Source organism: Sciscionella marina DSM 45152 (assembly GCF_000379465.1).
Classification (GTDB): Bacteria; Actinomycetota; Actinomycetes; order Mycobacteriales; family Pseudonocardiaceae; genus Sciscionella; species Sciscionella marina.
Genome location: NZ_KB905436.1, coordinates 275,512 through 299,412 on the forward strand (window position 1 = coordinate 275,512; position 23,901 = coordinate 299,412).

Here is a 23,901-nt window from a genome sequence, read left to right on the forward strand (position 1 = left end):
CCTTCCAGGTTTCTCATATCCGTTCGATGATGGTGGCGTTGGCCATGCCGCCCGCCTCGCACATGGTCTGCAAGCCGTATCGGGCGCCGCTGCTTTCCATTGCGTTGAGCATGGTCGTCATCAGCCGCGTGCCCGATGCCCCGAGCGGGTGTCCCAAAGCGATCGCGCCACCACATGGGTTGACTTTCTTGACGTCGACCCCGAAATGCGACGACCAGGCCAGCGGAACGGACGCGAAAGCCTCGTTGACCTCGTAGTGGTCGATTTCCTCGATCGAAAGCTTCGCCCGGCCCAACGCCTTCTCCGTGGCCGGGATCGGCCCGGTCAACATGGTGATCGGGTCGTCGGCGGCTACAGCGAACGAATGGAACCGCGCACGCGGGCGCAAGCCGAGCCTTTCTGCGGTGTCTTCAGCCATGATCAGCACCGCACTGGCGCCATCCGTCAGCTGTGAGGAGTTACCGGCGGTGATGTGCCAACCGAGCTCGGGAAAGCGCGCCCGCATCTCCTCGGTCTCGAACGGCGATCGGAGCGCGCCGAGCTTCTCCACCGTCGTTCCCGGCCGGATCGTCTCGTCTTCGGTGACCACTGCCTCCCCTGTGCTGATCGGCACGGTCTCGGCGGAGAAATCCGTGGCCGCGGCGCGCGCATGCGATCGTGCCGCGTAGTCGTCGAGCGCGTAGCGGCTGAGCCCGTACCGCCACGCGACGATCTCCGCCGAGACACCCTGCGGCACGAGTCCCGGCGAGTAGCGCTCGGCGACCGAGTCTCCGAATGGATCCTGACCGATACGAGCGCTCAGCATGGGGATGCGGCTCATCGACTCGACGCCCGAGGCCACGACGATGTCGTACGCGCCAGCGATCACGCCCTGCGCCGCGAAATCCGCGGCTTGCTGGCTCGAACCGCACGCGCGATGCACGGTAGTCGAGGGGACGTGCTCAGGGAGTCCCGCGGCCAGCCACGCCCACCTGCCGACCGGACCAGACTGCTCGCCGACCTGGCTCACGCAGCCCGCGATCACATCCTCGACCGCGCCGGGGTCAATGCCGCTCCTGTCGACCAACTGCCGGTACACCTGACCGAGCAGTTCGACCGGATGCAGCAAGGAAAGCGCGCCACCCGGTTTCCCGTCCTTGGCTGCTTTTCCCTTCGCCATAGGGGATCGAACGCCGTCGACGATGACCGCATTTCGCGTCACTTGGCACTCCTGGTAGATCGACATCGCGGAAACCGGGCCCCTGAGAACCGCTCCACATATTTTTGACTTGCCGCGTCTCAAAGATACTGTCTAGATTCGCTCTGGTCAAAGGTCGTTAACATATATAAGCTCCAACGGCATAAAACACCACTTCAGAATATCCGTACCACTGGCATAGTTCGGTGAAGGATCGTTCGACATGATCGTCAAGAGGAAGGTGATGATGGCAAGACCGGAGACCACGGCTGCCCCCTCGGGGCCACTTGCCGGCCTGCGTGTCATCGAATTGTCGGGGATCGGACCGGCACCGTTCGCCGCGATGCTGCTCGCCGACCTCGGCGCCGAGGTCGTTCTCGTGGACCGTCCGGAAGGTTCTGCCGGTACGGTGCCCGATAGCGAGGATGTCCTGCGCCGCAATCGCCGCTGTATCTGCCTGAACCTTCGAACGCCCGGCGGCAGACGAGCCTTGTTGGAGCTCGTCGAACACGCCGATGTTCTCATCGAGGGCTATCGTCCCGGCGTCGCCGAACGTCTCGGCGTCGGGCCCGAGGACTGCTGGCAGCACAATCCCCGGCTCGTCTACGGGCGGATGACCGGCTGGGGTCAACAGGGCCCCCTTGCCACGACTGCCGGCCACGACATCTCCTACCTGGCCATCACCGGCGCATTGCACGCGATCGGACGGCAAGGCGCACCTCCCACCGTCCCGTTGAATCTCGTCGGCGACTTCGCGGGTGGGTCGCTGTATCTGGCATTCGGACTGCTCGCGGCCGTCTTCGAGACAAAGCGGTCCCAGCGTGGTCAAGTCGTCGATGCGGCGATCGTCGACGGGGTGAGCTCACTGACGGCCATGATGCACAGCATGTTCTCCGCCGGACTCTGGCGTGACGAGCGGGGAAGCAACCTCCTCGACTCTGGCGTACCGTGGTACGACGTATACGAGACATCGGATCACCAGTGGATGGCCGCCGGCCCGCTCGAGCCGAAATTCTATGCGCGATTCATGAGTCTTTTGGGGCTGGACCCCGCCGAGGAACGTCGACGCGACCCTGCCGAGTGGCCTCGTCTACGCGAGGAGATCGCGACCGCTTTCGCCGCGAAGACCAGGCAGGACTGGACCGAACTGTTCGAGGGCACCGATGCCTGCGTAGCACCCGTACTCAGCCTCGCCGAAGCTCCGCACCATCCACATCTCGCCGCCCGCAAGGCCTTCATCGACGTCGATGGAGTCCGCCAGCCGGCGCCGGCGCCCCGGTTCGGGGCGACGCCACCGCCTTCCCCCTCGCCACCCACCCCGTCTGGCAAGGACACACGACAGGTCCTGCTCGACTGGGGAGTCACCGACATCGACGAGCTAATGGGCTCCGGAGCGGCGGCCACCATCGAGGATTCCGTCCGGTGACCCGGCGCGAATCGGCCCGGGCTGGAACACGATGGCGCCAGAAGCAACCTTCCGATCATGTAGACTCGCACCGAGATACAGGCCGACTCGAATACCGCCTACGGAAAGCGCGGTGAGACACTCGACAACACGGGCCGACCGACGCGTGGGGACAGCACAGTGAGCGAAGCTAGCGGACGCCCTCGAGGCAGACCCCGTCGCGAGATCGACCCGGATGCGGTCGCCGACGCCGTGGCTACACTGTTCGCCGAAGGAGGCGTGGAGCTCGTGTCGATCAGCGCTACCGCCGAAAAGCTGGGAGTCTCCCGGGCCACCCTGTATCGGACTGTTCCCACCAAGGAACATCTTCTCGGTATCTTGTTCGAACGAGCGACGAACGAGCTGACTACCGCGGCGAAAGCGATCGTCGGCAAGCCCGGTCGCGCAGGGGACCGCTTACACGAGCTGGTGTGCCTCCAGGTCGAGGCGGCGATCGCCATGCGGCGGTACATGCCGGTGTTCTTCGGCGGTGGCGATCTACCGCCCGAGGTGTTCAAACGCTGGCACGGCTGGAGTCGGCGGTTCGAAAAGCTCTGGGTCGACACCGTGAGACAATCCATGGACGAAGGTGCCCTCACGGAGGCGGATCCTGTCGTCACGGCGCGACTCCTGCTCGGGATGTGCATCTGGGTCTCGCGCTGGTACCGGCCGAAGGAACGCTACCGTGCCGAGGACATTTCCGAAGCTGCGCTCCAGCTCATCGCTCCGCTGGCGACCGGATCGAGCGCCTGAGCCCGCACACCCGAACGTCCCGGACCTGACCTGCACGGCCGGGGTTTCGAAGCGGCACAGGGCCGAACAGCGAATGACCTGGCCGTTCCGCACCGCAGAGATGGGAACCGCGTCGGGGGACGGTAAGAATGCTTACTGGGCACGCCCCATAATGCGGATATCTTTTGCCGCAACGGGATCTCCACATCACCGACGGCGCCCTGCGACGGCAGCTCGGGGCCGTCGCAGGGCATCGAGAGCGTCGAGCGCTCAGGCCGGTGTCGTCTTGACGGGGAGCGTATGAACGCCTCGCAGGAAGTTGTCCCGCACATAGCCGATCGGTCCCGTCGGCTGGATCTCCTTGGTGTGTTGGAGAAGTTCCTCAAAGAGAATCTTGATCTCCAACGCCGCGATGTGCTTTCCAAGGCAGGAATGCGGCCCTACCCCGAAGGAAACATGCCCGCTGCGTTCGCGGGTCAGGTCGAAGCGGAGCGGATCCTCGACCACGGAGGGGTCGAAGTTGCCGGAACCGAATAGCATCGCCACCTTCTCACCCTCGGCGATCGGCTGTCCGGCGATCTCGGTGTCCCTGGTAACCGTGCGCGCGAAGTGGATGACTGGTGTCGCCCACCGCACGATCTCCTGGATCGCGGTCGACGGAACGTCGTCGGCGTGCTCACGCAGCCACCGCATCTGTTCCGGATTACGCATCAGACCGTGCAAGCTGTGACTGAACGCGTTGCGCGTGGTATCGGATCCGGCACCGGCCAGCAAGAAGATGAAGCCCTGGATCTCGTCATCGCTGAGCGTTTCCTTCGCCCGCACTATCAACGACATCAAGTCGTCGCCGGGCTCTTGACGGCGATGATCAGCGAGGTCGAGACCGTATTCCCAGATGTTTCCGAGTGCGATCATCGCCTCTTCCGGGGACGGCGCATAATTGGGATCCGTCGTCACGGTGAACGCATTGACCCATTTCAAGAACTGTGGACGATCCTGAGCAGGCACGCCCATCAAGTCACAGATCGCATTGAGCGGCATCTCGACCGCGATCTCGGAGACGAAGTCGAACGATCCCTTGGCGACAGCGCGCTGCACGATTCGCCTCGACATCTCGCGAAACTGTTCCTCGAACGTCTTCACGACTTTAGGAGTGAAAGCCTTGCTCACCACACCACGATTTCGCCGGTGCTGGTCTCCATCAAGACCGATCATGGCGGGCTTTCCACCCATGTCGAGATTCTCCGGCGTATAGACACGCGTCGAAACGCCGTGCATCGAGGAGAACAGTTCAGCATCCTTGTCTACCCGGACGATGTCCGCGTGACGCGAAACCACCCATATCTCGTCGATCATCAGCGGATCATCGAGCTTGTGCCGGTAGCAGGGCGCATCCTGACGAAGCCGCTCGTATCCATCAAGCGGCAGTCCATTTTTCTCCGGGTCACCGTTCGCGTAGACGTCGGGACTCAGCACGTCAGTGGTCAGTATCTGGGACATCGTTGGCTCCACTATCTCGTCGCTCGGGTCGGCGAAACCCTCGCAGGTTAGCACGCACGAGGCCGTTCATATTCCGACGACACACTTATGTCTTCAAGGATGTCGTAATGATCGTTCGTTTATCAAGCCCTGTCACCGCCATGAGCATCATATGACTGGTCAACGCGCATCTCAAGCGCCTCCATCGGCACAACGAAGAAGCAGGCGAAGAGAGCCGAGAGCGCACCGTAAACCGGCGCCGAAAACGTCTCGCGCACTGCCTTTCCTCAGCAGCGTCCCGTAGAATGAATTTTCTCATGAGACTGACGGACGCCAACAACCATCGACGTCCAGACACCACGTCTCACCGCTAGGAGCCGTCACCCGTCAACCGCTCCACTGTTCATCCGCATACACCGTTCGGTGTTCTCGGTGGTACCGACCGATGCATCGGCTTCAGTGCCATGAGTGGCTGGGCGGCACATTTCCTGTCCACTCGACTCGATCCGAGGGCCGTCGTTCAGCTGAATTCCAGGCGCTCATCCACGACCGTCGACTTCTCCAAGATCCCTCGCAGTGACGGATAGCGGCCGAACAGCTGCGCGTAGGCGATTTGGTACCGTTCGAGATCGCCCCAGTTGCGTGGCCAGTTCTCAGTGTAGTTCCAGCTCTTGACCACTTTTTTGTCCGCGCGCGAAACTGACGTCACGGTGCCATAGGTGTGCAACGGCCAGTCGAACGAGCCGTGCTGGTCGAGCACGACCTCGAACTCTTTCCCATGTTTGATCCGAGCCTGCTGCATCGTGCCTTTCTCCGAACGTGAGATCTCGAGAGTGGCATCCGAACGAGCATGACTGCGCCCATCGACATAATGGTGCGCGATCGTATACCCGGTTTCCGGGTGGCCGCGCATCGCGAATCCCCCTTCGAGCGATCCGTCCGAATACTCGACCAGCCAATCTGCCCAGAAGTTTTCCAGCAGACTCGTGAACTGGATTTCCTGGAATGTCTTGCCTGGCTCCGTGTACATGTGAGTGTCGTGAAAGATTCCTTCGACTTTGTCTCCGTCGATGGTTCCGGTCACCTTGCCGAGATGGTCACGGAAAAAGATCGGGTACTCGAACAACTCCTGACGCGGAATGTAGAAGTTGAAAGATTGCCCCAGCCGTTCCGCTTGTACATCAATCCGGCCGTTGGCGTCGGTCCAATGGTAGCCATCGAGACCGAGCTCGTAGTGGAATGAGTCCCCCTCGAACACGACCGACTGATCACCGTAGGTCGTCCAGTACTGTTCGATGGCGGGCGCCTCCCGGAACGAAAACAGCAGTGAACCCGGTTCGTCCAGTTCATCAGTACCCTGGTAGGTGCCGAAGTTCATCGAAGTGCCGGTGCCCGGATGGGGCAAGGCCCGCATGATGTTGTAACGAGTACCGGACTCGCCGGTCAGAACGGCATAAAAACAGATCTGTACCACTGCCATTCCGTCACGCGGTGAGTGGTCGAGCCGTAGCGATTCGAGAGTCACCGGGTCCGGATAAGTCTGGAAGTGCATCTTTTGCATCGGTATCCCTTTTTATTTCTACCTGACAGAGCTGTTGGTCAGATACGTCGTGGACCTACGTCGAGGTTCAATACGAGCGAGGAAGATCTAATGAATGCTCTGCTACATAGTTCAGAACACTTTCCCGCGAGACAGGTGCGATGAGTTGCAGCCGAGCGAGGAACCAAAAGCTGGACAGATCGTAGTCCGAGGCGACTCCGTTCCCGCCATGGGTCTGAATGGCCCGGTCGAGCGCGAACACCCCGGCCTCGGCTGACGCGAATTTGGCGATGTTGGCCGACTCACCTACAGACGAACCCGCATCGTAGAGAGCGGCGGCTTTGTTCGTCATCAGCCGCGCCTGCTCAAGCCGAACCTTAGCTTCCGCGAGTGGGTGGGCTATCGCCTGGTGCGCACCGATGGCGGACGGCCAGACTCGGCGCGTGCGAGCGTACTGGCATGCTCTTTTCAGCGCCCATCTCCCTATTCCCGACGACAGGGCCGAGGACAAGATTCGTTCCGGGTTCATCCCGTCAAACGCCACCCTCAGCCCGTTGCCCTCGTCGCCGATTCGGCGTTCCACCGGAACGTGGACATCGTCGAAATTGACGGTGAACTGCTGTTCCGGTATCTGGGGAGCGGCCGGAACCGGTTGCATCGCCAGTCCGGGGCTCTTCGGGTCGATCATCAGGATCGTGAACCTTCCCCGTTGCTCCCCACTCGAGCCGGTTCGGGTCACGACCATCATCTCATCGCAGTCGTTCGCACCCGAGATGAAACACTTCTGTCCATTGACGACATACCGATCCCCTTCGCGCCTGGCCGTGGTGCAGATATTGTGCGAGTTCGAGCCGGCATCCGGTTCGGTCAGCGCGAACGAGAAGCGCAGACTGCCATCAGCCACTCCGGGTAACCACCGGTCTTTCTGTCTCGGGGTACCGTGTCGGTTCACGATCATGCCGATGATTCCCGGAGACAACATCAGCAACAGCATCGGACAGCCCGATGCGGCAGTCTCCTCCATGATGACGGTCAACTCACGCAGTCCGCGCCCTCCGCCGCCATACCTCTCCGGCAAGTGCACGCCGAGGAAACCACGCTCCGCCAATGCTTCCCACAACTCCCGTGCGGGTGCACCGGTCGCGCAGACTCTGCGATAGTAGACGGGACCGAACTCGGCGGCGATCCCGGACACCGCTTCCCGTAGCATGTTTTCCTCTTCGGACCCACGAGACCGCAGGACACGGGAACCCTCGGGCGCTGAGCTCTTCATGTCCTCGGCCTCCCTGCCATCATCGACGCCCGCAGCCGGATCAGAGCACGCTGCCGGATGCGTTCTGCCTCCAGAGATCATGGAACAAGCCAGCCGCGATGTCAACGATCGTTATCCGTGCTTGAACTGCACCAAGCCCGATGAAATGACTCTCGCCACCAGCACAAAATCGCTCTCAACAGCATAGAGTTGCGCCTCAACAGTCGTCATGCGCAGGTTTTGATCACTGAAGCAGGAGCGTTCGTTTACTTTCATGATGTCGTTGTTCGCCGCTCGGGGTACGAATCTTCGCCCCGGAATGACCGCAGAGTCCACGCTGGGCCGCTCATCGAAGCCGATCCGAGGGTGCGGTACGCCCCTCTCGGGCGGAAACGGATCGCACACTCACAGACTGTGCTGTTCAGTCGCCGGGCACTCGAGCGACCGCGGGCGGCGCGAAGCGTGAGGCCCCGTCAGTGACCATGACGCCAGTGACCCGACTGGCCACCTTTCCACTCCGCTCGTACACGGTCACCGCGACGAAGACGAGCGTCCTCCCCGAACGGTCCACGACGGCCTCGAAGGTCAGCGGAGGTAGGGCAGGTCGGAGGAAGTCCGCGTTGATGGTCCCGGTAGCCGGAACGTGCGCACTGTCGAGCACGGTCGAAGCGACGAGCCCCATGCAATGATCCGCGCACCCGACCACCATGCCGCCATGAATCGCGCCATTGGCGTTGAGCGGCCAATCCGACTCCGCGAGGCGGAAATGTGCCCGACCGGCCTCGATTCGGTGACAGCGTAGCCCAATACGCGCAGAAACAGGCATCCCGTTTGCCCACGCCAGCCACTGTTCTTCCGACCCACCGTAAGGCGCCGCGACAGCCTCGTCAACGCTGTAGCTCACAGCCATCATCCTATACATGTTGCGACAGGTCGTTCACATCAGGGAGGAGTTCGCCGTCGCGTCGACAGCATTGTCATCGTTGAACTGTTACTTGATAGTACACTCAGGCGATCACCTGGTGGCCAAGATCGCTTCAGATGCCAGCACACGGAAAGAACGATCGTTTACAATTGCCCTCGGCGGTTCGATTGGTCGTCCTCTGGCTGAGTACTGCAGCGCCACAACAAACCCACTGGCTTCGGATTCATCAGGGGCCGGTGTCGATGAAGGAGAGCTCATGGGATACCCACTTCCCCAGGAAAATGCCTTAAAGGGCCCGTTCCAGCCCATGCGGTTCGAGGCTACGGTCGAGGAGTGCATTGTCGCTCATGGTGAGATTCCCAAGGATCTCGCCGGCGGCTTCTACCGCACTGGTCCTACCTGGAAGCGACCGACGAAGCAGGGCAACAACCCACTGCTGTCGATGGACGGGATGGTTCAAGGACTCGTCATCCGCGACGGTCGTGCTGATTTCCGCAACCGGTGGATTCGCACACCCAAGTACTTGCTCGAGGAACGCCATCAACAGGGCATGTTCGCCTGGACCGACGGCGGATTCGGCGACTGGCGTGACCACGCCTACGGTGACGTCGAGCGAGACCGGTTCAACTGCGGCGTTCCACAAGGAACCTCGAATATCAACATCTTCCCTTTCGCGGGTGAGATGTTGGCATCCAGTGAGCAGGGCGGCCCGCCGATCGCCGTCGACCCGATCACCCTGGAGACCCGCGGTATCGTCTCGTGGTCGCCCAACCTCTCCGAGGGGCTGCACCCGAAATCGTGTTACGGAGATGGTGGTTTCAGTGCGCATCCAAAGTGGGACCACGACACCGGTACGCTTTATGGTTGGGCCTATCGGGACACGGCCCCGCACGTAACACTGCACGTCGTGCATCCCGATGGCACCGTCGATTCACGGGATCTCGAGGGCGCTCCGTACAACACGGTCGCGCACGACATCTGGCTGACATCGGAATGGATCGTCATGCCGTGGCAACCGTTCACCGTCGACAAGAAGAAGATCACCGAGAAGAAGCTCGGCATCTGGGGCTGGGACGAGCGGCTCCCGATCGTGCTCGCGCTGATTCCCCGCCACGACATCCACGGCGAAGTACGGTGGATCACAACGGACCTGCCGGCACAATATGTCATGCACACCATGTCAGCGAACGTCGACGGTGACCGGCTCATCCTGGACGCGCCGATATTCAACCGCCCGCCGTTTCCCTTCGAACAGGACTTCACCGAAGGCGATGACGTCGCGCTCTTCTTCTCGATCGCCAAGAGCTTTCTCGGCCGGTGGATCATCGACCTCAAATCGGGCACGTCAAAGTCGGAGCAGCTTTCCGACCGCCCCTCCGAGCTACCGAAAGTCGACGAACGCTACTACGGCAAAGGATACCGCTGGGGGTTCCAGGTCGGCGGTGTCGTCAAGCGCAAAGGCATGTCGATGAACAGCCTGGTTGTCACCGATATGGACACCCTCTCCGACCAGGAGTACCAGATTCGGTCGAACGAGCCGGCCGCGGTACTCGAAGCGACTTTCGCACCCCGCTCCCCCGACTCCCCTGAAGGCGACGGCTATATCATCGTGCCGGTGTCCTGGTGGGGCGAGCGTCGCGGCGAATACCAGATCTTCGACACCTATGACATCACCAAAGGGCCGATCTGCCGGATCGAACTGCCGTTCATGCTGGGCTGGACACCACATGGCCATTGGATGGACTTCCGCTGAGCAGTAGCCCCGGTCGTGCCGCGAGTCATCGGAGTCTGCCGGTCATTGTTGCATCGAACCAGCACCGTTACCCCATCTTCTTTCGCGCTCGGCCACCCGAATCGGTATCCGGTGAACACGACCGGGGCTCTCACCACTCGTCTTTCCCCGGCCTGAGCAGCAGCGAGGGTGGCACCCGAAGCGACGTGTGCGTGCAGCCGGCACCATTCCCGCCAGCTGTATCGGATCGATACCCCATCCGGCGGTACGCGGCGCGTCCATATGGACCCACCCCTTGCCTTGGGGAACCACGGGGACAGTACGCGTACGTTCACTCCTTCAATACTCGAGCGACCATCGCATCAGTGATGGTGAGCACCCATTTGAGGGAATGGCACGCAGCATTATGTGAACGGATGCTCCGTCCGTATACTGATGATGTGTCACGTGAGCAGATCATCTTGGAAGCCGCCGAGCAACTGTTCTTCGAGCGAAGCTTCGACGGCGTTGGGGTGGACGCGATCGGTAAGGCCGCGGGAGTGACAGGGTCGGCGATCTATCGCCATTTCGACAGTAAGGACGAAATCCTGTCCGCACTGTTCGACCAGATCACCGACAGCCTGCTGGTCCGCGTCGGCGAGCCGCTGGACGATCCGGCCGCGGAACTCGAGCAATTGGTCGACGCGCACGTCGAGTTCGCGATGCGTCACGAACGCCTTGCAGGTATCTGGATGCGTGAGCAACACGCGCTCCACCAGTCACACCGGCGACACGTCATTCGACGGCAACGTCGGTATATGCAACGGTGGATCTCGTGCCTGGACAAATGCTATCCGGGTCACGACCAAGATGAACTGGTCGCCACGGTGCGGGCGATGCATGCACTGATCAGCTCTGACGCGACGCGCCCCCCAGCCGCCAAGCGGACGCAACGGCTCCAGCCACTGCTGACCAACCTGGCACGTGCCGCTTTGGACGGTCTGGCCACTCCGATCGGGCAAGAAAATCGCAACGACAAGGCTCCCAGCTGAGCGTCACCGTCGGCAGACATGCCTTCGCCGCCAGTGATCCCGGTGAGGCGGTAGGGTCTCCCTTTGCCCGACGAGTCGGACGGGTAGGAAATCAGGGCGCCGCCAGGAATTCGAGCAGTGCTTCGTCAAATCGATCGGCGGCCTCGAACATCGGGTAGTGCCCGCAGTCGTCCAATTCCACGAGCCGAGAGTCGGGCAGGCGCTCATTGACCCATCGTGCACCTTTCGCGGAGTGCACCGGGTCCTGTCGACCGATCAACTGCAGCACGGGCATCGTGACCCGAGGGAGATCCGCTATCAGGTCGGCGTTGAGCATCGTGTGATAGCACGCCGCCCCTGCCCAGGACGGCATCGAGAGCGAACAGCCCACCAGCCACTCGAGCAGCTCCGGTTCAGCATCACGCTGGAACGCGCCCGCCAAGGCTGTTCGGCGGGCGGCTAACCTGTTTCGTTCCTCTGCGGTGACGAGCGCAGGTTCGACATCGGCTGCCGAACGACCGAACGGAAACTCCGTGCTTCTGCTCGCGCGGACGCCATTCGAGCCGACGAGCACGAGGCTGTTCACTCGTTCCGGTTCCTCGGCCGCGGCACGGAAAGCAACCTGGCCACCGAACGACCACCCGAGAAGATCGCACCTTTCGACTCCGAGCTTATCCAATACCAGGTGCAGGTCATAGGCCAGACGATCCACCTCATAGCCTCCGAGCGGCTTGTCGGAGTAGCCATGACCACGCTGGTCCACACAGATCACTCGGTGGTCACGAGCCAGCATCGTGACCTGACGGTCCCATACCCGATGGTCGAGGCCGAACCCCGCAATGAGGACCAGGGCAGGTCCTTCACCGATGTCCTGAGCGAACAGGCGAACGCTGGTATCAACCTGAATGTAAGTCATGATGCACAGACTAGCCTAACGTGAACGATCGTTCCCACGGTTCATTGACAGACACAGCGCCAGGTTCATACTATTGAGACATATCGGCTCATAAAGTTAGGAGAGCTCCGTGCTCACGAGGTTCACGCGGGAACAGGGCGAGTTCGCCGAAGCTGTCCGAGAATTCTGCCGTCGTGAATGCGGAACACGAGAGCAACTCGATTCACTGACCGACAACGGCCGTGAGGCACACAGTCCGCGGCTGTATTCCACACTTGCGGATCTCGGCTATCTCGGGGTTTCGATCCCGGAGGAGTACGGGGGCAGCGGGGGCGGAACCATCGAACAGGTGTTGCTCTTCGAGGAACTGTGGTATGGACTCGCTCCCGTCCACGGAGCAGGAGGCTCCCACACCGTGGGCGGTATCCTCAAACGTTCCGCAAGCGAAGAGCAGCGAAAGAAGGCGCTGGGAGCTATCGCCGCCGGCTCAGTGATGTCCATCAGCATATCCGAACCCGAGGCCGGTTCGGATGCCGCCGGAATCGCCTGCAAAGCGGAGAAAGTATCCGGCGGCTACCGCCTCAATGGGCAGAAGACCTGGTGCTCGGATGCCCAGTTCGCAAACAATGTGCTGGTGGTCGCACGTACTGAGCGGTCAGAACAACGCCATCGAGGCCTCACGATGTTCCTGGTCCCGACCAGCTCACCGGGATTCGAGATCCGTCCTATCGACACGATGGGCGGCCGAGAGGTGAATGACTTGTTCTTCACCGATGTGATAGTTCCCGAGGATGATGTCGTCGGTGATCCGGGACGTGCTTGGCACCAAATCATGGCGGGGCTCAACGGTGAGCGCCTGGTCTGCGCCGCACAAGGGGTAGGAATGGCGCGACGTACATTCGACGATCTGCTCGCCTACGTCAAACAACGCAATCAGTTCGGTTCGGCGATCGGCGGCTTCCAAGCCATCCGCCATCGGATCGCCGATCTGGCCATCGAAATCGAAGCCGCTCGCGCACTAACCTACGACACGGCCGTACGTATTGCGGCGGCCGTCGAAGCTGACCAAGAACTCGTGCGTGCGACCTCGATGGCCAAGGTCAAGGTGACCGAGGTGGCCAAACAGGTCAGCTTGGAGGGAGTGCAGCTCATGGGCGGCTATGGTTATGCCACGGAGTACGGGATGGAAGCTCACCTGCGCAGAGCGGTTCCCGCCACGATCTACGCTGGCTCCAATGAGATTCAACGTGAAATCATCTCGAGCACCTACGGCTTACGGTGAGGCGCCTTACCGGAATCCGATCGGCACTTCCGGCAAGATGTTCAGCGATCCGTTCACCAGCCAAGAGCCGGTCCGGAAGCTGGTATGGCTGGCAGCCAAGCGGAGCAGAGACGACGGCGTGGGCGGTCAGACTGACGGGAGCCGGTGTAGTGACCGCTGCGTTGCCAGCGCTGGTAAGCGTCGTTTCGATGCGCTTACGGCTCGTGGGCGGAAACCTCTGCTCTCCAACCCGGCCACCGGTCAGCGACACTATTGAATTGCCGCTACTCGGGTCGCTGAGCAGGCCGCCATCGAAGCCGAAACCAGTCGATTGATCACCGCCGGCAGCCTGCAAACGAGCAGTCCCAGCAACACCACGGTCTACCGTTACCCCTGGTATCACCGAGACACTCGCCGAGCAGCCGCTCACACCGACCGGAAACAAGCAAGGCTACTCCCGGCGCACCCACACTCTTGTCGACGCGATGTCCGGAATCACGAACCTGAACGAAATCCGTCTCGACTTCTAACCGCGATACAGTCCTCGTCAACCGCGAATCCGAGTACGAGGCTCCCTGGAAAGCCTGGCAGTATTCACCATTCAACTACCGCCCAGGAAACGTCACCAGCCGGGTCAGGCGACGTGACATCGGCCGGAGGTCCCGAAGACCTCGCAGATCGGCGACGAACCACTCAACGGCCGCTTGAACGTCCGAGGCGACGACGCCAGTCCCGGGCCGCCAACAGATTGACCATCCGCGCCTGCAAACGTCCGATCGGCCGGGTATAGGGGTACCACTGGAGCTCGGACTTGGCCTCGATCCGATCCGTGACATAGGCCTGAGCACGACAGTATTTCAGTACACCTTGCTCACCACCGAAACGCGCACCGACTCCGGAGTCCTTCCAACCTGAATGTGGAACGGGAAACTGGAAGACGTTCAACATCGCGTTGTTGACATTCACGGCTCCGACCTCGAGACGCTGCGAGAGTTCGTAAGCTACTTCATGGTCCTTCGTCCAGATACTTGCCGAGAGACCGTAAGCCGAATCATTGGCGAAACGGACCGCCTCATCCTGATCAGCGACCTTCATGATAGGTAACGTCGGGCCGAAAGTCTCCTCATTCATACACGCCATCGAGTGGTCGACATCGACTAGAACGGTGGCCTCGTACATGCAGCCCTCGCCCGCTGCCGCTCGTCCTCCCGTCAATACGCGCGCTCCGCGTTCCAGCGCATCCGCGACCTGCCGCTGAACGATCTCACGCTGTGCTTCATTGGCCAGTGCACCGATATCGGCCTCGAAACTGTGCGGTGCATCCATCCCTTGGCGCAGCCTCGCCGTTTTCTCGACCACGAGACGCACGAACTCGTCGTAGACGGCCTCTTCGACATAGACACGCTCGATCGCGGTGCATGACTGACCGCAATTGAACATCCCGCCCCAGACCGCACCGTTAGCGGCACGCTCCAGATCTGCATCGGCAAGGACGATCATCGCGTCCTTGCCGCCGAGCTCGAGACTGCACGGAATCAGCCGTTCTCCGGCGCGCGCGGCCACCATACGGCCCGTCTTCGTGGACCCGGTGAATTGGATCATGTCGACATGATCCACGACGGCCGCACCGGTCTCTCCCCGCCCAGTGGCGCATCCGAGAACCGGCGGTGCGCCGATCTCATTCCAGCCTTCGACTGCCGCCTGCCATGCCAGCGGCGTGACCTCGGACGGCTTCGACAGCACCGCGGCACCCGCCGCGAGTGCTGCCGGGATATCGAGCATCGGCATCGCGAGCGGATAATTCCACGGCATCACCGTTCCGACGAGCTGGTGCGGACGGTACCTGACACGCAATCGCTTGACTTTGTTCGGCAATCCGCTCGGCCGTGGACGTTTGTCGGCGAGGAACGAGGCGACGTTGTCGGCGAAGTATTTGATCGCTTGGGTGGAGGCAAGGGCCTCTATCGACGCGTCACCCCAGGATTTGCCACCCTCGAGCTGCACCAGCCTAAGCAGGTGGTCCTGATTGTCCAGGATCCAGTCACACCACGCGTACAGCCACTTCGACCGACCTTCCGACCCCAGGCGCTCCCACTCAGGCTGCGCGGCCCGCAACCGCCGGGCAAGATCGGCGACCTCCGCAGTGCTCATCGCAGGAACGGAGCCCACCACACTGCCGTCCGCGGGGCACCGAACAACAACTTTCCCGTGATCGACGGTATCCGTCGATCCAGCAGACATGTTCACGTCGGCACTCATTTAAACGCCCTTCTCCAACACGTGCGACTCGGACGGCGACGCCCGCTGCGGTACCACCTACGACGATGTTGCGCCCACCACGGGATACGTAGGCATCCAAGCTACCCCTTCGATATAAGTCGCGCAACCGATCGTTCACTTGCAAGGAAGGCCGGGCATGATATGCACTTCTGCGCCAGCATTTACGGTCAGCTAGACGATATTCAACTAGTGAACAACCATTACCATGCCACCGAGCGCTCACTCTGACAGAGGCGCCCGGGGCGCGCCGAGCGCAAAGCCGCCACGGCAGCGCTCTTGCCGAAATACCCAGCACACCGAGCCGAGAGCGAGGACAGACGTGGAAGCAGATCCGGCCACCGTCGTGGACGATCTTCTCGCGGCACGACACAGCTGTCGCGGGTTCCTGGACAAGCTCGTACCCCAGGACGTACTTGAACAGCTGCTCACGATGGCGCAGCAGAGCCCCTCGTGGTGCAACAGCCAGCCATGGCAACTCGTGATCACCAGAGGACCGGCCACCGATCGCCTCCGCGCGGCACTACGCGATCACTCGGGAGATTCAGACGGCCCCGACTTTCCGTTTCCCGAGCAATACACGGGGGTCTATCAGCAACGGCGCCGCGAGTGCGGGTGGCAACTGTACGAGAGCCTCGGTATCGCCAAGGACGATCGGGAGGCATCGCGGCGCCAGACGTTGAAGAACTTCGAGTTCTTCGACGCGCCGCAGGTGGCGATCGTGACCACGACCGAGACGCTCGGTGTCTACGGAGCCGTCGACTGCGGCGTGTATGTCGGAAATTTCCTTCTGGCCGCACGGAGCCTCGGCCTCGACACGGTTCCGCAGGCGGCCATTGCCATGTACTCTGCATTTCTTCGGAACTACTTCGAACTGCCCGCTGACCGTAAAGTCGTCTGCGGCATCTCGTTCGGCTACTCCGACGAACAGCACCCCGTGAACGGATTCCGTACCTCTCGAGCCCCCATCGACGAGGTCGCTACCGTCTACGGGGAATGACGCTCCCGGGCGTCCGCTCACCGATCCTCGACGAAAACGGCGGACGCCTCGCCCGTCACCCGTGTCCACGCTCGAACGCCACTCATCGGGCCCTCGGACGCAATCAACGGGGTACGTGATGACCGCCCAAAATTAGGTGAACGATCGTTGACCTCATTATTGAAATCGGGATACTATCCGCTCGTGTTAGACACTGCAGAGTTCACGGCACTACAAGTTGCGCGGAACGACCGTGTACTTCAGATCACGCTCACTCGTCCCGAACTGTCCAACCGCTTCGACGAAACACTCCACGACGAGTTCGTCCGGGTGTTAGAGGGACTCCGGGAGGAAACGGACGTTCGGTCGATACTCCTCGGCTCCGAAGGTAAGGTCTTCTCCGCCGGCGGCGACTTCGAATTCATCCGTGCGGCCAACGAGGATGCGGACCGGCGGCGACGCACTACCGAAGGGGCCCGACGGCTCATCAATGCTCTGGTTGCGCTACCTCAACCCGTGGTCATCGCACTGCAAGGTGCTGCGATAGGACTCGGAGCGACCATCGCTCTCGCTGGCGACGTCATCGTCGCGTCGCGAAACGCGAGCCTTGCCGACAGCCATGTCAGGATAGGACTCGGAGCAGGTGACGGCGGCTGTTTGGTCTGGCCCGCCGCCGCCGGAATGGTCCGTGCGCGCCGGCATCTGCTGACCGGTGATCCACTCGACGCCGAGACCGCCTACGCGCTCGGTCTTGTGACAGACCTGGTCGACGATCCCGGAGAGGTGCTGACGGAAGCTCGCGGGATCGCGCGGCGCATCGCGGATTTGCCTCCGCTCGCGGTTCAGGGTACCAAGCGGGCACTTAACAGGCTCACCCAGCAGCGCGCCGAGGAAGTGATGGAAACTGCGCTCTCCTATGAGGAAGCGACACTCGCTTCTTCCGACGTACTCGAAGGCATCGCGGCGTTCAAGGGGAGGCGGCAAGGACAATACCAAGGGCGCTAGTCAGTCGGAATTCGCGATGAAGCGGTCGTGACAGTCTCTCCGCGCCGATCGCTCCGGTAGCGACAGGCAACGGAACCACACCAAGAGGCCAGAAATGGACACCAACGATTCGAGTCGACTCGTATTCGAAGAGCGCCACGGCGATACGGCACTGGTACAGCTGAATCGACCGGAAGCGCTCAATGCACTGTCTCCCGAGCTGATGCTCGCACTGACCCAGAAGCTCGAGCAGCTCGATAATGATCGAGGAGTGCGCGCCGTGGTCATCGCCGGCCACGACCGGGCGTTCGTGGCCGGTGCGGATATCAAGTCGATGCGCGACCGTACGCTGGAAACGGTCCTCACTCAGGCGTCCAACAAGTTCTACTTCCGGCTCGCCGCGCTGGAGGTGCCGCTCGTGGCCGCCGTCTCCGGATGGGCACTCGGTGGTGGCTGTGAACTCGCTCTGGCCTGTGACCTCGTTGTCGCGTCCGAGACAGCAGTCTTTTCCCAGGCGGAGATCAACGTCGGGATCATGCCCGGCGGCGGCGGGACCCAGCGGCTGGCCCGCACGATCGGCAAGCACCGAGCGATGGAGCTGGTCCTCACCGGTAAGCGGGTCAGCGCGACAGAAGCGGCTGAACTCGGCTTCGTCAACCGAATCGTCACCGCAGACCTCTGGCGAACCGCGGCGATCGAGCTGGCACAAGAGATCGCCGCCAGGCCTCCGCTGGCAGTGCGGATGGCGAAACGGGCTGTGTTGACAGCCGAGGAATCGACCCTCAGCGCCGGAATGTCCGCTGAACGCCGACTCATGGAGCTCACCTATGCCACAGAGGACCGTGTCGAAGGTATGAGTGCGTTCATCGAACACAGAAAACCGCAGTGGACCGGACGTTGAATCGACGTCGGTATTTGCCGCTGACACCGCTATATCACCGCTGAAAACGCAGCCCCGAGTCATTGGACGGCTTGGAGAACTCGTTTTTCGGAACTTTGAAGTACCAATACAAGCTCACCGACACAGGGAGGTAGCACTCATGCATGAGACAACGGTCGGTGGATTTCTTCCGTTGACGCCAACCGATGAAGAGAAGATGCTGCGCGAAGCAGTATTTCGAATCACATCCGACTTCGGCCCAGAATACTACAAGCGGGTCAACTCCGAAGGAAGGTCACCCTTCGAATTGTGGCAGGAGCTAGGAAAGAATGGATTCCTAGGAGTACATCTGCCTGAAGAGTACGGCGGATCGGGCCGCGGACTCCTGGAGCTCACCGCCGTATTGGAGGAGACAGCCGCGGCCGGCTGCCCTTTACTGAAACTACTGGTCTCTCCCGGAATCATCGGAACGATCCTCAATCGCCATGGCACGCCGGGGCAAAAGGATCGATGGCTCCGAGGAATAGCATCGGCCGATCTGAAGTTTTCGTTCGGACTGACCGAACCGGATGCCGGATCGAATTCGCACAATATATCAACGGTAGCGCGGCGCGAAGGTGAAAAGTATATCGTCAACGGACAGAAGTACTATATTTCCGGTGTCGACGAATGCGATCAGCTGCTTCTTGTCACCCGGACAGGTCGCGACGAGCGCGGCCGCGGAAAGCTCTCTCTGCTGATGGTGGATCCCGACGCGCCAGGGCTGAGTCGCCAGCCGATCGACACCGCGCTCGAGGAGCCCGAGAAGCAGTTCACACTCTTCTTCGAGGATGTCGAGGTGCCGGCGGAATCGCTTATCGGCATGGAAGGCGACGGCCTTCGGGTCGCCTTCGACGGCCTGAACCCCGAGCGGATCCTTTCGGCTGCGGTGTCCGTGGGTATCGGAGAGTACGCCTTGAAAAAAGCGGTAGAATATGCCCGTTCACGGAATGTATGGTCGGCACCGATCGGTTCCCATCAGGCGATCGCGCATCCATTGGCCGAGGCGAAGATCAAACTTGAACAGGCGAAGCTGATGATGCAGCGAGCTGCATCCCTCTACGACGCCGGCCTTCCCTCGGGCGAGAGCAGCAACATCGCCAAACTCGCCGCCGCCGAGGCGGGCGTATTCTGCCTCGACCGCGCCATCCAGACCCATGGCGGCAATGGCGTTGCCTTGGAATACGATCTGACCAGCTACTGGTGGCTCGCCCGACTCCAGCTCATCGCACCTGTATCCCGTGAGATGGTCCTCAATTTCGTGGCCGAACACTCACTGCACCTACCTCGCTCGTACTGACAGGGAGTCTGTCGCCGACTCTAGGTCTAAAACTGACTGAGGTTGTTGACAGTCTGGGTTCCTGATCAAGGGGAGGCCCATGGCTGAGCGAGTGTGGAGTGAGAAGGATCTGGTCAGGCGCGCGAACCGGCGTCTGGCCGTTCTTCGTCACGCGGAAGAGATCAGCGCATCCACGATCTATCGCATCCTCAAGCGCCNGGGCATGAGCCGGCTACCTGCCTCCCAGCGCTACAAGCGCCACCGCCAGAGGTGGAAGCGGTATGAGAAGCAACGACCTGGCCACCAGTTGCAGATCGACGTCAAGTNCGTCGANCCGATCATGACCGACACCGGTCGGAAGAAGCGGTTCTACCAGTACACCGCGATCGATGACTGCACCCGTTTGCGGATCCTGCGGATCTACCCTCGGTCCGATCAGAAGACCGCGATCCAGTTTCTGGACTTCGTGCTGTCTCGACTGCCATTCCAGGTAGAGAAGATCCAGACCGACATTCAAGCCGAGTTCCAGTCGGCGTTTCACTGGCACCTGCTCGACCAGAGCATCGGTCATGTCTACATCCGTCCCGCCACCCCGCGGCTCAACGGCAAGGTCGAACGCTCCCACCGCATCGACGCCGAAGAGTTCCACCGCCTGCTCGACGGTGTCGTCCTCGGCGACATCGGTACGTTCAACGAGAAACTCAAGGAATGGGAGGACTACTACAACTATCATCGCCCCCACGGCAGCCTGGACGGCCAGACACCGTATGAAAGGCTCCTACAGAAGACCCAATCCCACCCCCAGGGCGTCAACGATCAACGGAAGCAGCACATCTAGGTACCGTCGTGGTTGAGCGCAAAGAACTCGGGCAGACCGAGGATCCGAAACAACTCATCCCCGGTGAACCGGCCAAGATCTACGAGAACGCACGGGTACTGGGCGACCGGGCCAGCAATGTCGATACCGACGGGCAAGCACTCAAGCGCATCGACGCCGGCGGGTGGACCGGGAAGGCGCATGACAGCTGGCGCGAAGCCGCGGATGTGGAGCTGCCGAAGTGGCTGCAGACCGCGGACGGCCTCGATGCGGCGGTCACCGCGGTCCAATCGGTCGCGGACTGTTTGACCTGGGCACAGGGACAAGCTGGCGAGGCGATCGCGCGCTGGAAACACGGCGAAGCCCTGACCGCGCAGGCCAAGGCCGACCACGAAAAGGCCCAGGCCGACGCCGACGCGCAGACCCAGGCCAGCGGCGGGCAGGTCTGCGTCACTCCTCCCCCGTTCACCGATCCCGGCGAGGCCGAACGCCAGGCCGCACGCCAGATCCTCGACCGGGCGCGCCAGCAGTTCCAGACCGTGGGTGATCGCAGCGCCCAGGCCCTCAACGACCTCGCCAACGGGGCACCGAAACCCAGTGAAAGCACCGGGGAAAGCATCGCGCACGGCGTCCTCGACGTCGCCGGGTTCGTGCCCGTTCTCGGCGACGCGATCGACGGCCTGCACGCCAACTGGCTCAAATCCGAAGGCCGCGACAACGAGGCCTACACCACCGCGGCCGCCGCGGTCCCATTCGGTGGCTACGCCGCCCAGGTCGGCAAGATCACCAAATGGGGCAGCCGCGGTGTCGAAGCCGCCGAAAAAGCCACCGAAGCCCTGTCCAAAGTGCTCCCGAGAAGCCAAATACGTCTACAAACCGGTCCGGCGTCGGGTCAAGCTACGCGCGCAAACCAAGCGGGACATCATTCGTCGTGCGACGCGGAACAGGGACGGCGATTTCATCTGCTCGGTGTCGTCGCCGCGGGAAGTCATTCCGGCACAGCGCTATCCGGATAGGAGCTTGGTGAAGGTCAATCCAGACACGGGGCGCCCCGATCCGAACGGGATGACGGTTCCGGAGAAGGGCAAGTACCAGTTCGGGCATGCCTTCAACAACGAGTGGTGGCGCTACAAACAAGAAGCCGAAGCGAACGGGTACGATCGCCGCAGAGTCATTGAAGATCAGAACGATCCGAACCGTTACCAGATCCAAACTCCGCAGTCGAACCAAGGCCACAGATATGAAGCACCCAAGTGACGCCACGGCAACCAAGCTCGATCGCTACGGTCGCGACCCGTTGCACTACGCGGCGGGCGACGGTGATGTGGATGCCGTCCGAGCCCGGCTGGCGGCCGGTGTGGAGGTCGACCTGCGGGAGCGTCGTGGACGGTTCACGCCGCTTCATTTCGCCGTCCAGGAAGGTGCTGTCGATACCGCCGAGGCCCTGCTCGATGCTGGAGCGGACATCAACGCCGAGGCGGATGCTGTCGCTTCCCCATTGCACCTCGCGGTGTCGCGGTGGCACCTCTCGCCCGACGGCGCTGTGATCAAGCTGTTGATCCAACGGGGTGCGGACCGCACCATCGAGGACGAAATGCTCGGCACTGCGGCGGAGATGGCGGCCGCCCAGTTCGAGTTTCCGCCCGCACTGCTGGAGATCCTGAACGCATGAGTTCTCAGGACATCGACAACCACATGACCCAACATCTCGGCGAGCCCACCGTTGTCGACACCGTTGGCCCGGTGAACATTTGGCGCCACGAGCGGCCCGAGTTCGTCAGCTTCGCCACCCACGGACTCACCGACGCACCGATCACCGCCGTGTATCCCCAGGAGTTGGTGTGTTCGGTCCAGCACGAGCAAGACGGGGCGGCTGCGTTCCTGGTGCGCACCATGACCGAGATGGTCCTCGACGGCGCCCGCGGGCTCGTCTCCGAGCAAATCGTCGCCGGGGAACAACCCATCCTCGAGGCGACCGCGATCACCGGGATCATCGCCACCAGCCACCCCTACTTCGAAGACGACTTCAACATCGTCTTCGACCAAAACCAGCAAGTCCAAGCCGAACTACTGACCCTCATCCCACTCACCGCACCCGAGATCGAGCGGGCCAACCGAGACGGTGTTGACGCGCTGTTCGAACACCTGGAAACCACCGACCCCGACCTGCTCGACGTCACCCGCTCCACCAGCTAGCAACGTCAAGCTGAATCGCCCCGGCGTGTCCGGAGACTTGAGTCTTTGGGAAGGATGGGTTCATGTCTGGAGACAGGTCGCGGCGGTATCCGCCGGAGTTGCGTGAGCGGGCGGTGCGGATGGTCGCCGAGGTTCGTGGGCAGCATGAGTCGGAGTGGGCGGCGATGACGGCGGTCGCGGAGTTACTCGGTGTGGGTTCGGGTGAAACGGTGCGTGCCTGGGTGCGGCGGTCCCAGACCGATGCTGGCGAACGCGCTGGAACGACGAGTGAGGAGTCCGCGGAGCTGANGCGGTTACGTCGGGAGAACGCGGAACTCAAGCGTGCCAACGGGATCCTGAAGNNNGCGTCGGNTTTCTTCGCGTCAATGACAAACTGATCTTGCTCGGCGGGGTTCGCTCGTTTCTTCGCTGCCCCAGCCGCAAGACCGGTGGCCTTTCGGCGATGTGCGGCTCCGCCGGGCGTGCTCTGAGCAGCGACGTGGCTTGATAGGAGCCTGCGCTCGTGCCCGATTGAGGCGTGCCCGCGCTGCTCGGTGTAGTCCCGTTCTTCGACGCCCGAGCTCTGGAGCCGCCCCGCATGGTCATGATCGGAACCGATTCCCACAAGCGCACCCACACGGTCGTCGCGTTGGACGACGTCGGCCGGCGGGTCGGTGAGAAGACCGTTGCTGCGACCAGCGATGGCCATCTCGCGTTGGTGCAGTGGGCTGCTCAGTGGGACGAGGTCGCGTTCGCGCTCGAGGACTGCCGTCATCTAACTCGCCGTCTCGAACGCGATCTGCTCACCGCCGGCTACCGAGTCGTCCGCGTTCCGNCCCGGTTGATGGCTGGTGCTCGACGGGGTGCACGCCAGCCGGGCAAGTCGGACCCCATCGACGCCGAGGCTGTGGCTTTGGCGGCGTTGCGTCAGCCTGACCTGCCGGTCGCCGAGCTTGATGGACCGACCCGCGAGGTCAAGCTAATCGTCGGCTACCGCCGCGACCTTGTCGCTCAGCGCACTCGC

The 23,901-nt window shown here is 61.9% G+C and carries 23 protein-coding genes and 1 pseudogene; 16 read left to right on the plus strand and 8 right to left on the minus strand.

Annotated elements, in window-relative coordinates; all coding sequences use genetic code 11:
• Positions 1-13: 13 nt before the first annotated feature.
• The gene (locus A37U_RS0137285; protein WP_040589771.1) at positions 14-1,225 is read right to left on the minus strand and encodes a thiolase family protein; all 1,212 of its coding nucleotides are present in this window, start codon (positions 1,223-1,225) and stop codon (positions 14-16) included.
• Positions 1,226-1,400: 175 nt separating this feature from the next.
• Here A37U_RS0137285 and A37U_RS0137290 point away from each other — a divergent pair, with 175 nt between their 5' ends.
• Positions 1,401-2,603, plus strand: a complete 1,203-nt coding sequence (locus tag A37U_RS0137290) for a CaiB/BaiF CoA transferase family protein (protein ID WP_020501761.1) — start codon at positions 1,401-1,403, stop codon at positions 2,601-2,603.
• Positions 2,604-2,834: 231 nt separating this feature from the next.
• A complete protein-coding gene (locus A37U_RS0137295; protein ID WP_276143654.1) occupies positions 2,835-3,374 on the plus strand; it encodes a TetR/AcrR family transcriptional regulator in 540 nt (179 codons plus the stop codon).
• A gap of 249 nt (positions 3,375-3,623) precedes the next feature.
• Here the strand turns inward: A37U_RS0137295 and A37U_RS0137300 are convergent, their stop codons facing one another.
• From A37U_RS0137300 to A37U_RS0137325, 5 genes are all read right to left on the minus strand, one after another.
• The gene (locus tag A37U_RS0137300; RefSeq protein WP_020501763.1) at positions 3,624-4,853 is read right to left on the minus strand and encodes a cytochrome P450; all 1,230 of its coding nucleotides are present in this window, start codon (positions 4,851-4,853) and stop codon (positions 3,624-3,626) included.
• Between the two features lie 499 nt (positions 4,854-5,352).
• The gene (locus A37U_RS0137310) at positions 5,353-6,393 is read right to left on the minus strand and encodes a hypothetical protein (protein ID WP_157183281.1); all 1,041 of its coding nucleotides are present in this window, start codon (positions 6,391-6,393) and stop codon (positions 5,353-5,355) included.
• A 67-nt stretch (positions 6,394-6,460) separates the two neighbouring features.
• A complete protein-coding gene (locus A37U_RS0137315) occupies positions 6,461-7,645 on the minus strand; it encodes an acyl-CoA dehydrogenase family protein (protein WP_051111835.1) in 1,185 nt (394 codons plus the stop codon).
• A 111-nt stretch (positions 7,646-7,756) separates the two neighbouring features.
• Positions 7,757-7,900 (minus strand): hypothetical protein, encoded by a 144-nt coding sequence (locus tag A37U_RS52345; protein ID WP_169527009.1) that lies wholly within the window; start codon positions 7,898-7,900, stop codon positions 7,757-7,759.
• A 145-nt stretch (positions 7,901-8,045) separates the two neighbouring features.
• Positions 8,046-8,528 carry a PaaI family thioesterase gene (locus tag A37U_RS0137325; RefSeq protein ID WP_157183283.1) on the minus strand — a complete coding sequence of 161 codons (483 nt, stop codon included), beginning with the start codon at positions 8,526-8,528 and terminating at the stop codon, positions 8,046-8,048.
• A gap of 16 nt (positions 8,529-8,544) precedes the next feature.
• On the opposite strand from A37U_RS0137325, the gene A37U_RS0137330 reads away from it, so the two are divergent.
• Together A37U_RS0137330 and A37U_RS0137335 are read left to right on the plus strand one after the other, a co-directional pair.
• Entirely contained in the window at positions 8,545-10,302 is a 1,758-nt protein-coding gene (locus tag A37U_RS0137330) for a carotenoid oxygenase family protein (protein ID WP_205623109.1), read from the plus strand.
• A 419-nt stretch (positions 10,303-10,721) separates the two neighbouring features.
• Positions 10,722-11,312: a TetR/AcrR family transcriptional regulator gene (locus A37U_RS0137335; RefSeq protein WP_020501770.1), complete on the plus strand. Its 591-nt coding sequence runs from the start codon at positions 10,722-10,724 to the stop codon at positions 11,310-11,312.
• A 91-nt stretch (positions 11,313-11,403) separates the two neighbouring features.
• Here the strand turns inward: A37U_RS0137335 and A37U_RS0137340 are convergent, their stop codons facing one another.
• Positions 11,404-12,207 carry an alpha/beta fold hydrolase gene (locus tag A37U_RS0137340; RefSeq protein ID WP_020501771.1) on the minus strand — a complete coding sequence of 268 codons (804 nt, stop codon included), beginning with the start codon at positions 12,205-12,207 and terminating at the stop codon, positions 11,404-11,406.
• 109 nt (positions 12,208-12,316) lie between these two features.
• Here A37U_RS0137340 and A37U_RS0137345 point away from each other — a divergent pair, with 109 nt between their 5' ends.
• Positions 12,317-13,468, plus strand: a complete 1,152-nt coding sequence (locus A37U_RS0137345) for an acyl-CoA dehydrogenase family protein (protein ID WP_020501772.1) — start codon at positions 12,317-12,319, stop codon at positions 13,466-13,468.
• 672 nt (positions 13,469-14,140) lie between these two features.
• On the opposite strand, the gene A37U_RS0137350 is transcribed toward A37U_RS0137345, so the two are convergent.
• On the minus strand, positions 14,141-15,706 hold the full coding sequence (locus A37U_RS0137350) for an aldehyde dehydrogenase family protein (protein ID WP_040589773.1): 1,566 nt from the start codon (positions 15,704-15,706) through the stop codon (positions 14,141-14,143).
• Positions 15,707-16,070: 364 nt separating this feature from the next.
• Between A37U_RS0137350 and A37U_RS0137355 the strand changes: the two genes are divergently transcribed.
• The 11 genes and pseudogenes from A37U_RS0137355 to A37U_RS0137405 all read left to right on the plus strand — a co-directional run.
• Positions 16,071-16,724, plus strand: coding sequence for a nitroreductase (locus tag A37U_RS0137355; protein WP_205623110.1), 654 nt, complete (start codon positions 16,071-16,073; stop codon positions 16,722-16,724).
• Positions 16,725-16,907: 183 nt separating this feature from the next.
• Positions 16,908-17,708: an enoyl-CoA hydratase/isomerase family protein gene (locus tag A37U_RS0137360; protein ID WP_026198023.1), complete on the plus strand. Its 801-nt coding sequence runs from the start codon at positions 16,908-16,910 to the stop codon at positions 17,706-17,708.
• 94 nt (positions 17,709-17,802) lie between these two features.
• Positions 17,803-18,588: an enoyl-CoA hydratase gene (locus A37U_RS0137365; RefSeq protein WP_020501776.1), complete on the plus strand. Its 786-nt coding sequence runs from the start codon at positions 17,803-17,805 to the stop codon at positions 18,586-18,588.
• A gap of 139 nt (positions 18,589-18,727) precedes the next feature.
• Positions 18,728-19,906 carry an acyl-CoA dehydrogenase family protein gene (locus A37U_RS0137370; RefSeq protein ID WP_026198024.1) on the plus strand — a complete coding sequence of 393 codons (1,179 nt, stop codon included), beginning with the start codon at positions 18,728-18,730 and terminating at the stop codon, positions 19,904-19,906.
• Positions 19,907-20,108: 202 nt separating this feature from the next.
• Positions 20,109-20,723 carry an integrase core domain-containing protein gene (locus tag A37U_RS50690; protein ID WP_476707429.1) on the plus strand — a complete coding sequence of 205 codons (615 nt, stop codon included), beginning with the start codon at positions 20,109-20,111 and terminating at the stop codon, positions 20,721-20,723.
• A gap of 8 nt (positions 20,724-20,731) precedes the next feature.
• Positions 20,732-21,718, plus strand: a complete 987-nt coding sequence (locus tag A37U_RS48910; protein ID WP_020501779.1) for a putative T7SS-secreted protein — start codon at positions 20,732-20,734, stop codon at positions 21,716-21,718.
• Positions 21,719-21,725: 7 nt separating this feature from the next.
• On the plus strand, positions 21,726-21,959 hold the full coding sequence (locus A37U_RS0137385) for a GH-E family nuclease (protein WP_020501780.1): 234 nt from the start codon (positions 21,726-21,728) through the stop codon (positions 21,957-21,959).
• Positions 21,943-22,374 (plus strand): ankyrin repeat domain-containing protein, encoded by a 432-nt coding sequence (locus A37U_RS0137390; protein WP_020501781.1) that lies wholly within the window; start codon positions 21,943-21,945, stop codon positions 22,372-22,374. Before A37U_RS0137385 ends, A37U_RS0137390 begins: the two co-directional genes overlap by 17 nt.
• Positions 22,371-22,898, plus strand: coding sequence for a suppressor of fused domain protein (locus tag A37U_RS0137395; RefSeq protein ID WP_020501782.1), 528 nt, complete (start codon positions 22,371-22,373; stop codon positions 22,896-22,898). The genes A37U_RS0137390 and A37U_RS0137395 overlap by 4 nt, the downstream gene beginning before the upstream one ends.
• Before the next feature lie 62 nt (positions 22,899-22,960).
• Positions 22,961-23,254 (plus strand): annotated as a pseudogene (locus tag A37U_RS0137400) (transposase); the annotation flags it as partial.
• Between the two features lie 227 nt (positions 23,255-23,481).
• Positions 23,482-23,901 (plus strand): IS110 family transposase (locus tag A37U_RS0137405; RefSeq protein WP_476707430.1); only part of this gene is annotated, 420 nt, incomplete at its 3' end.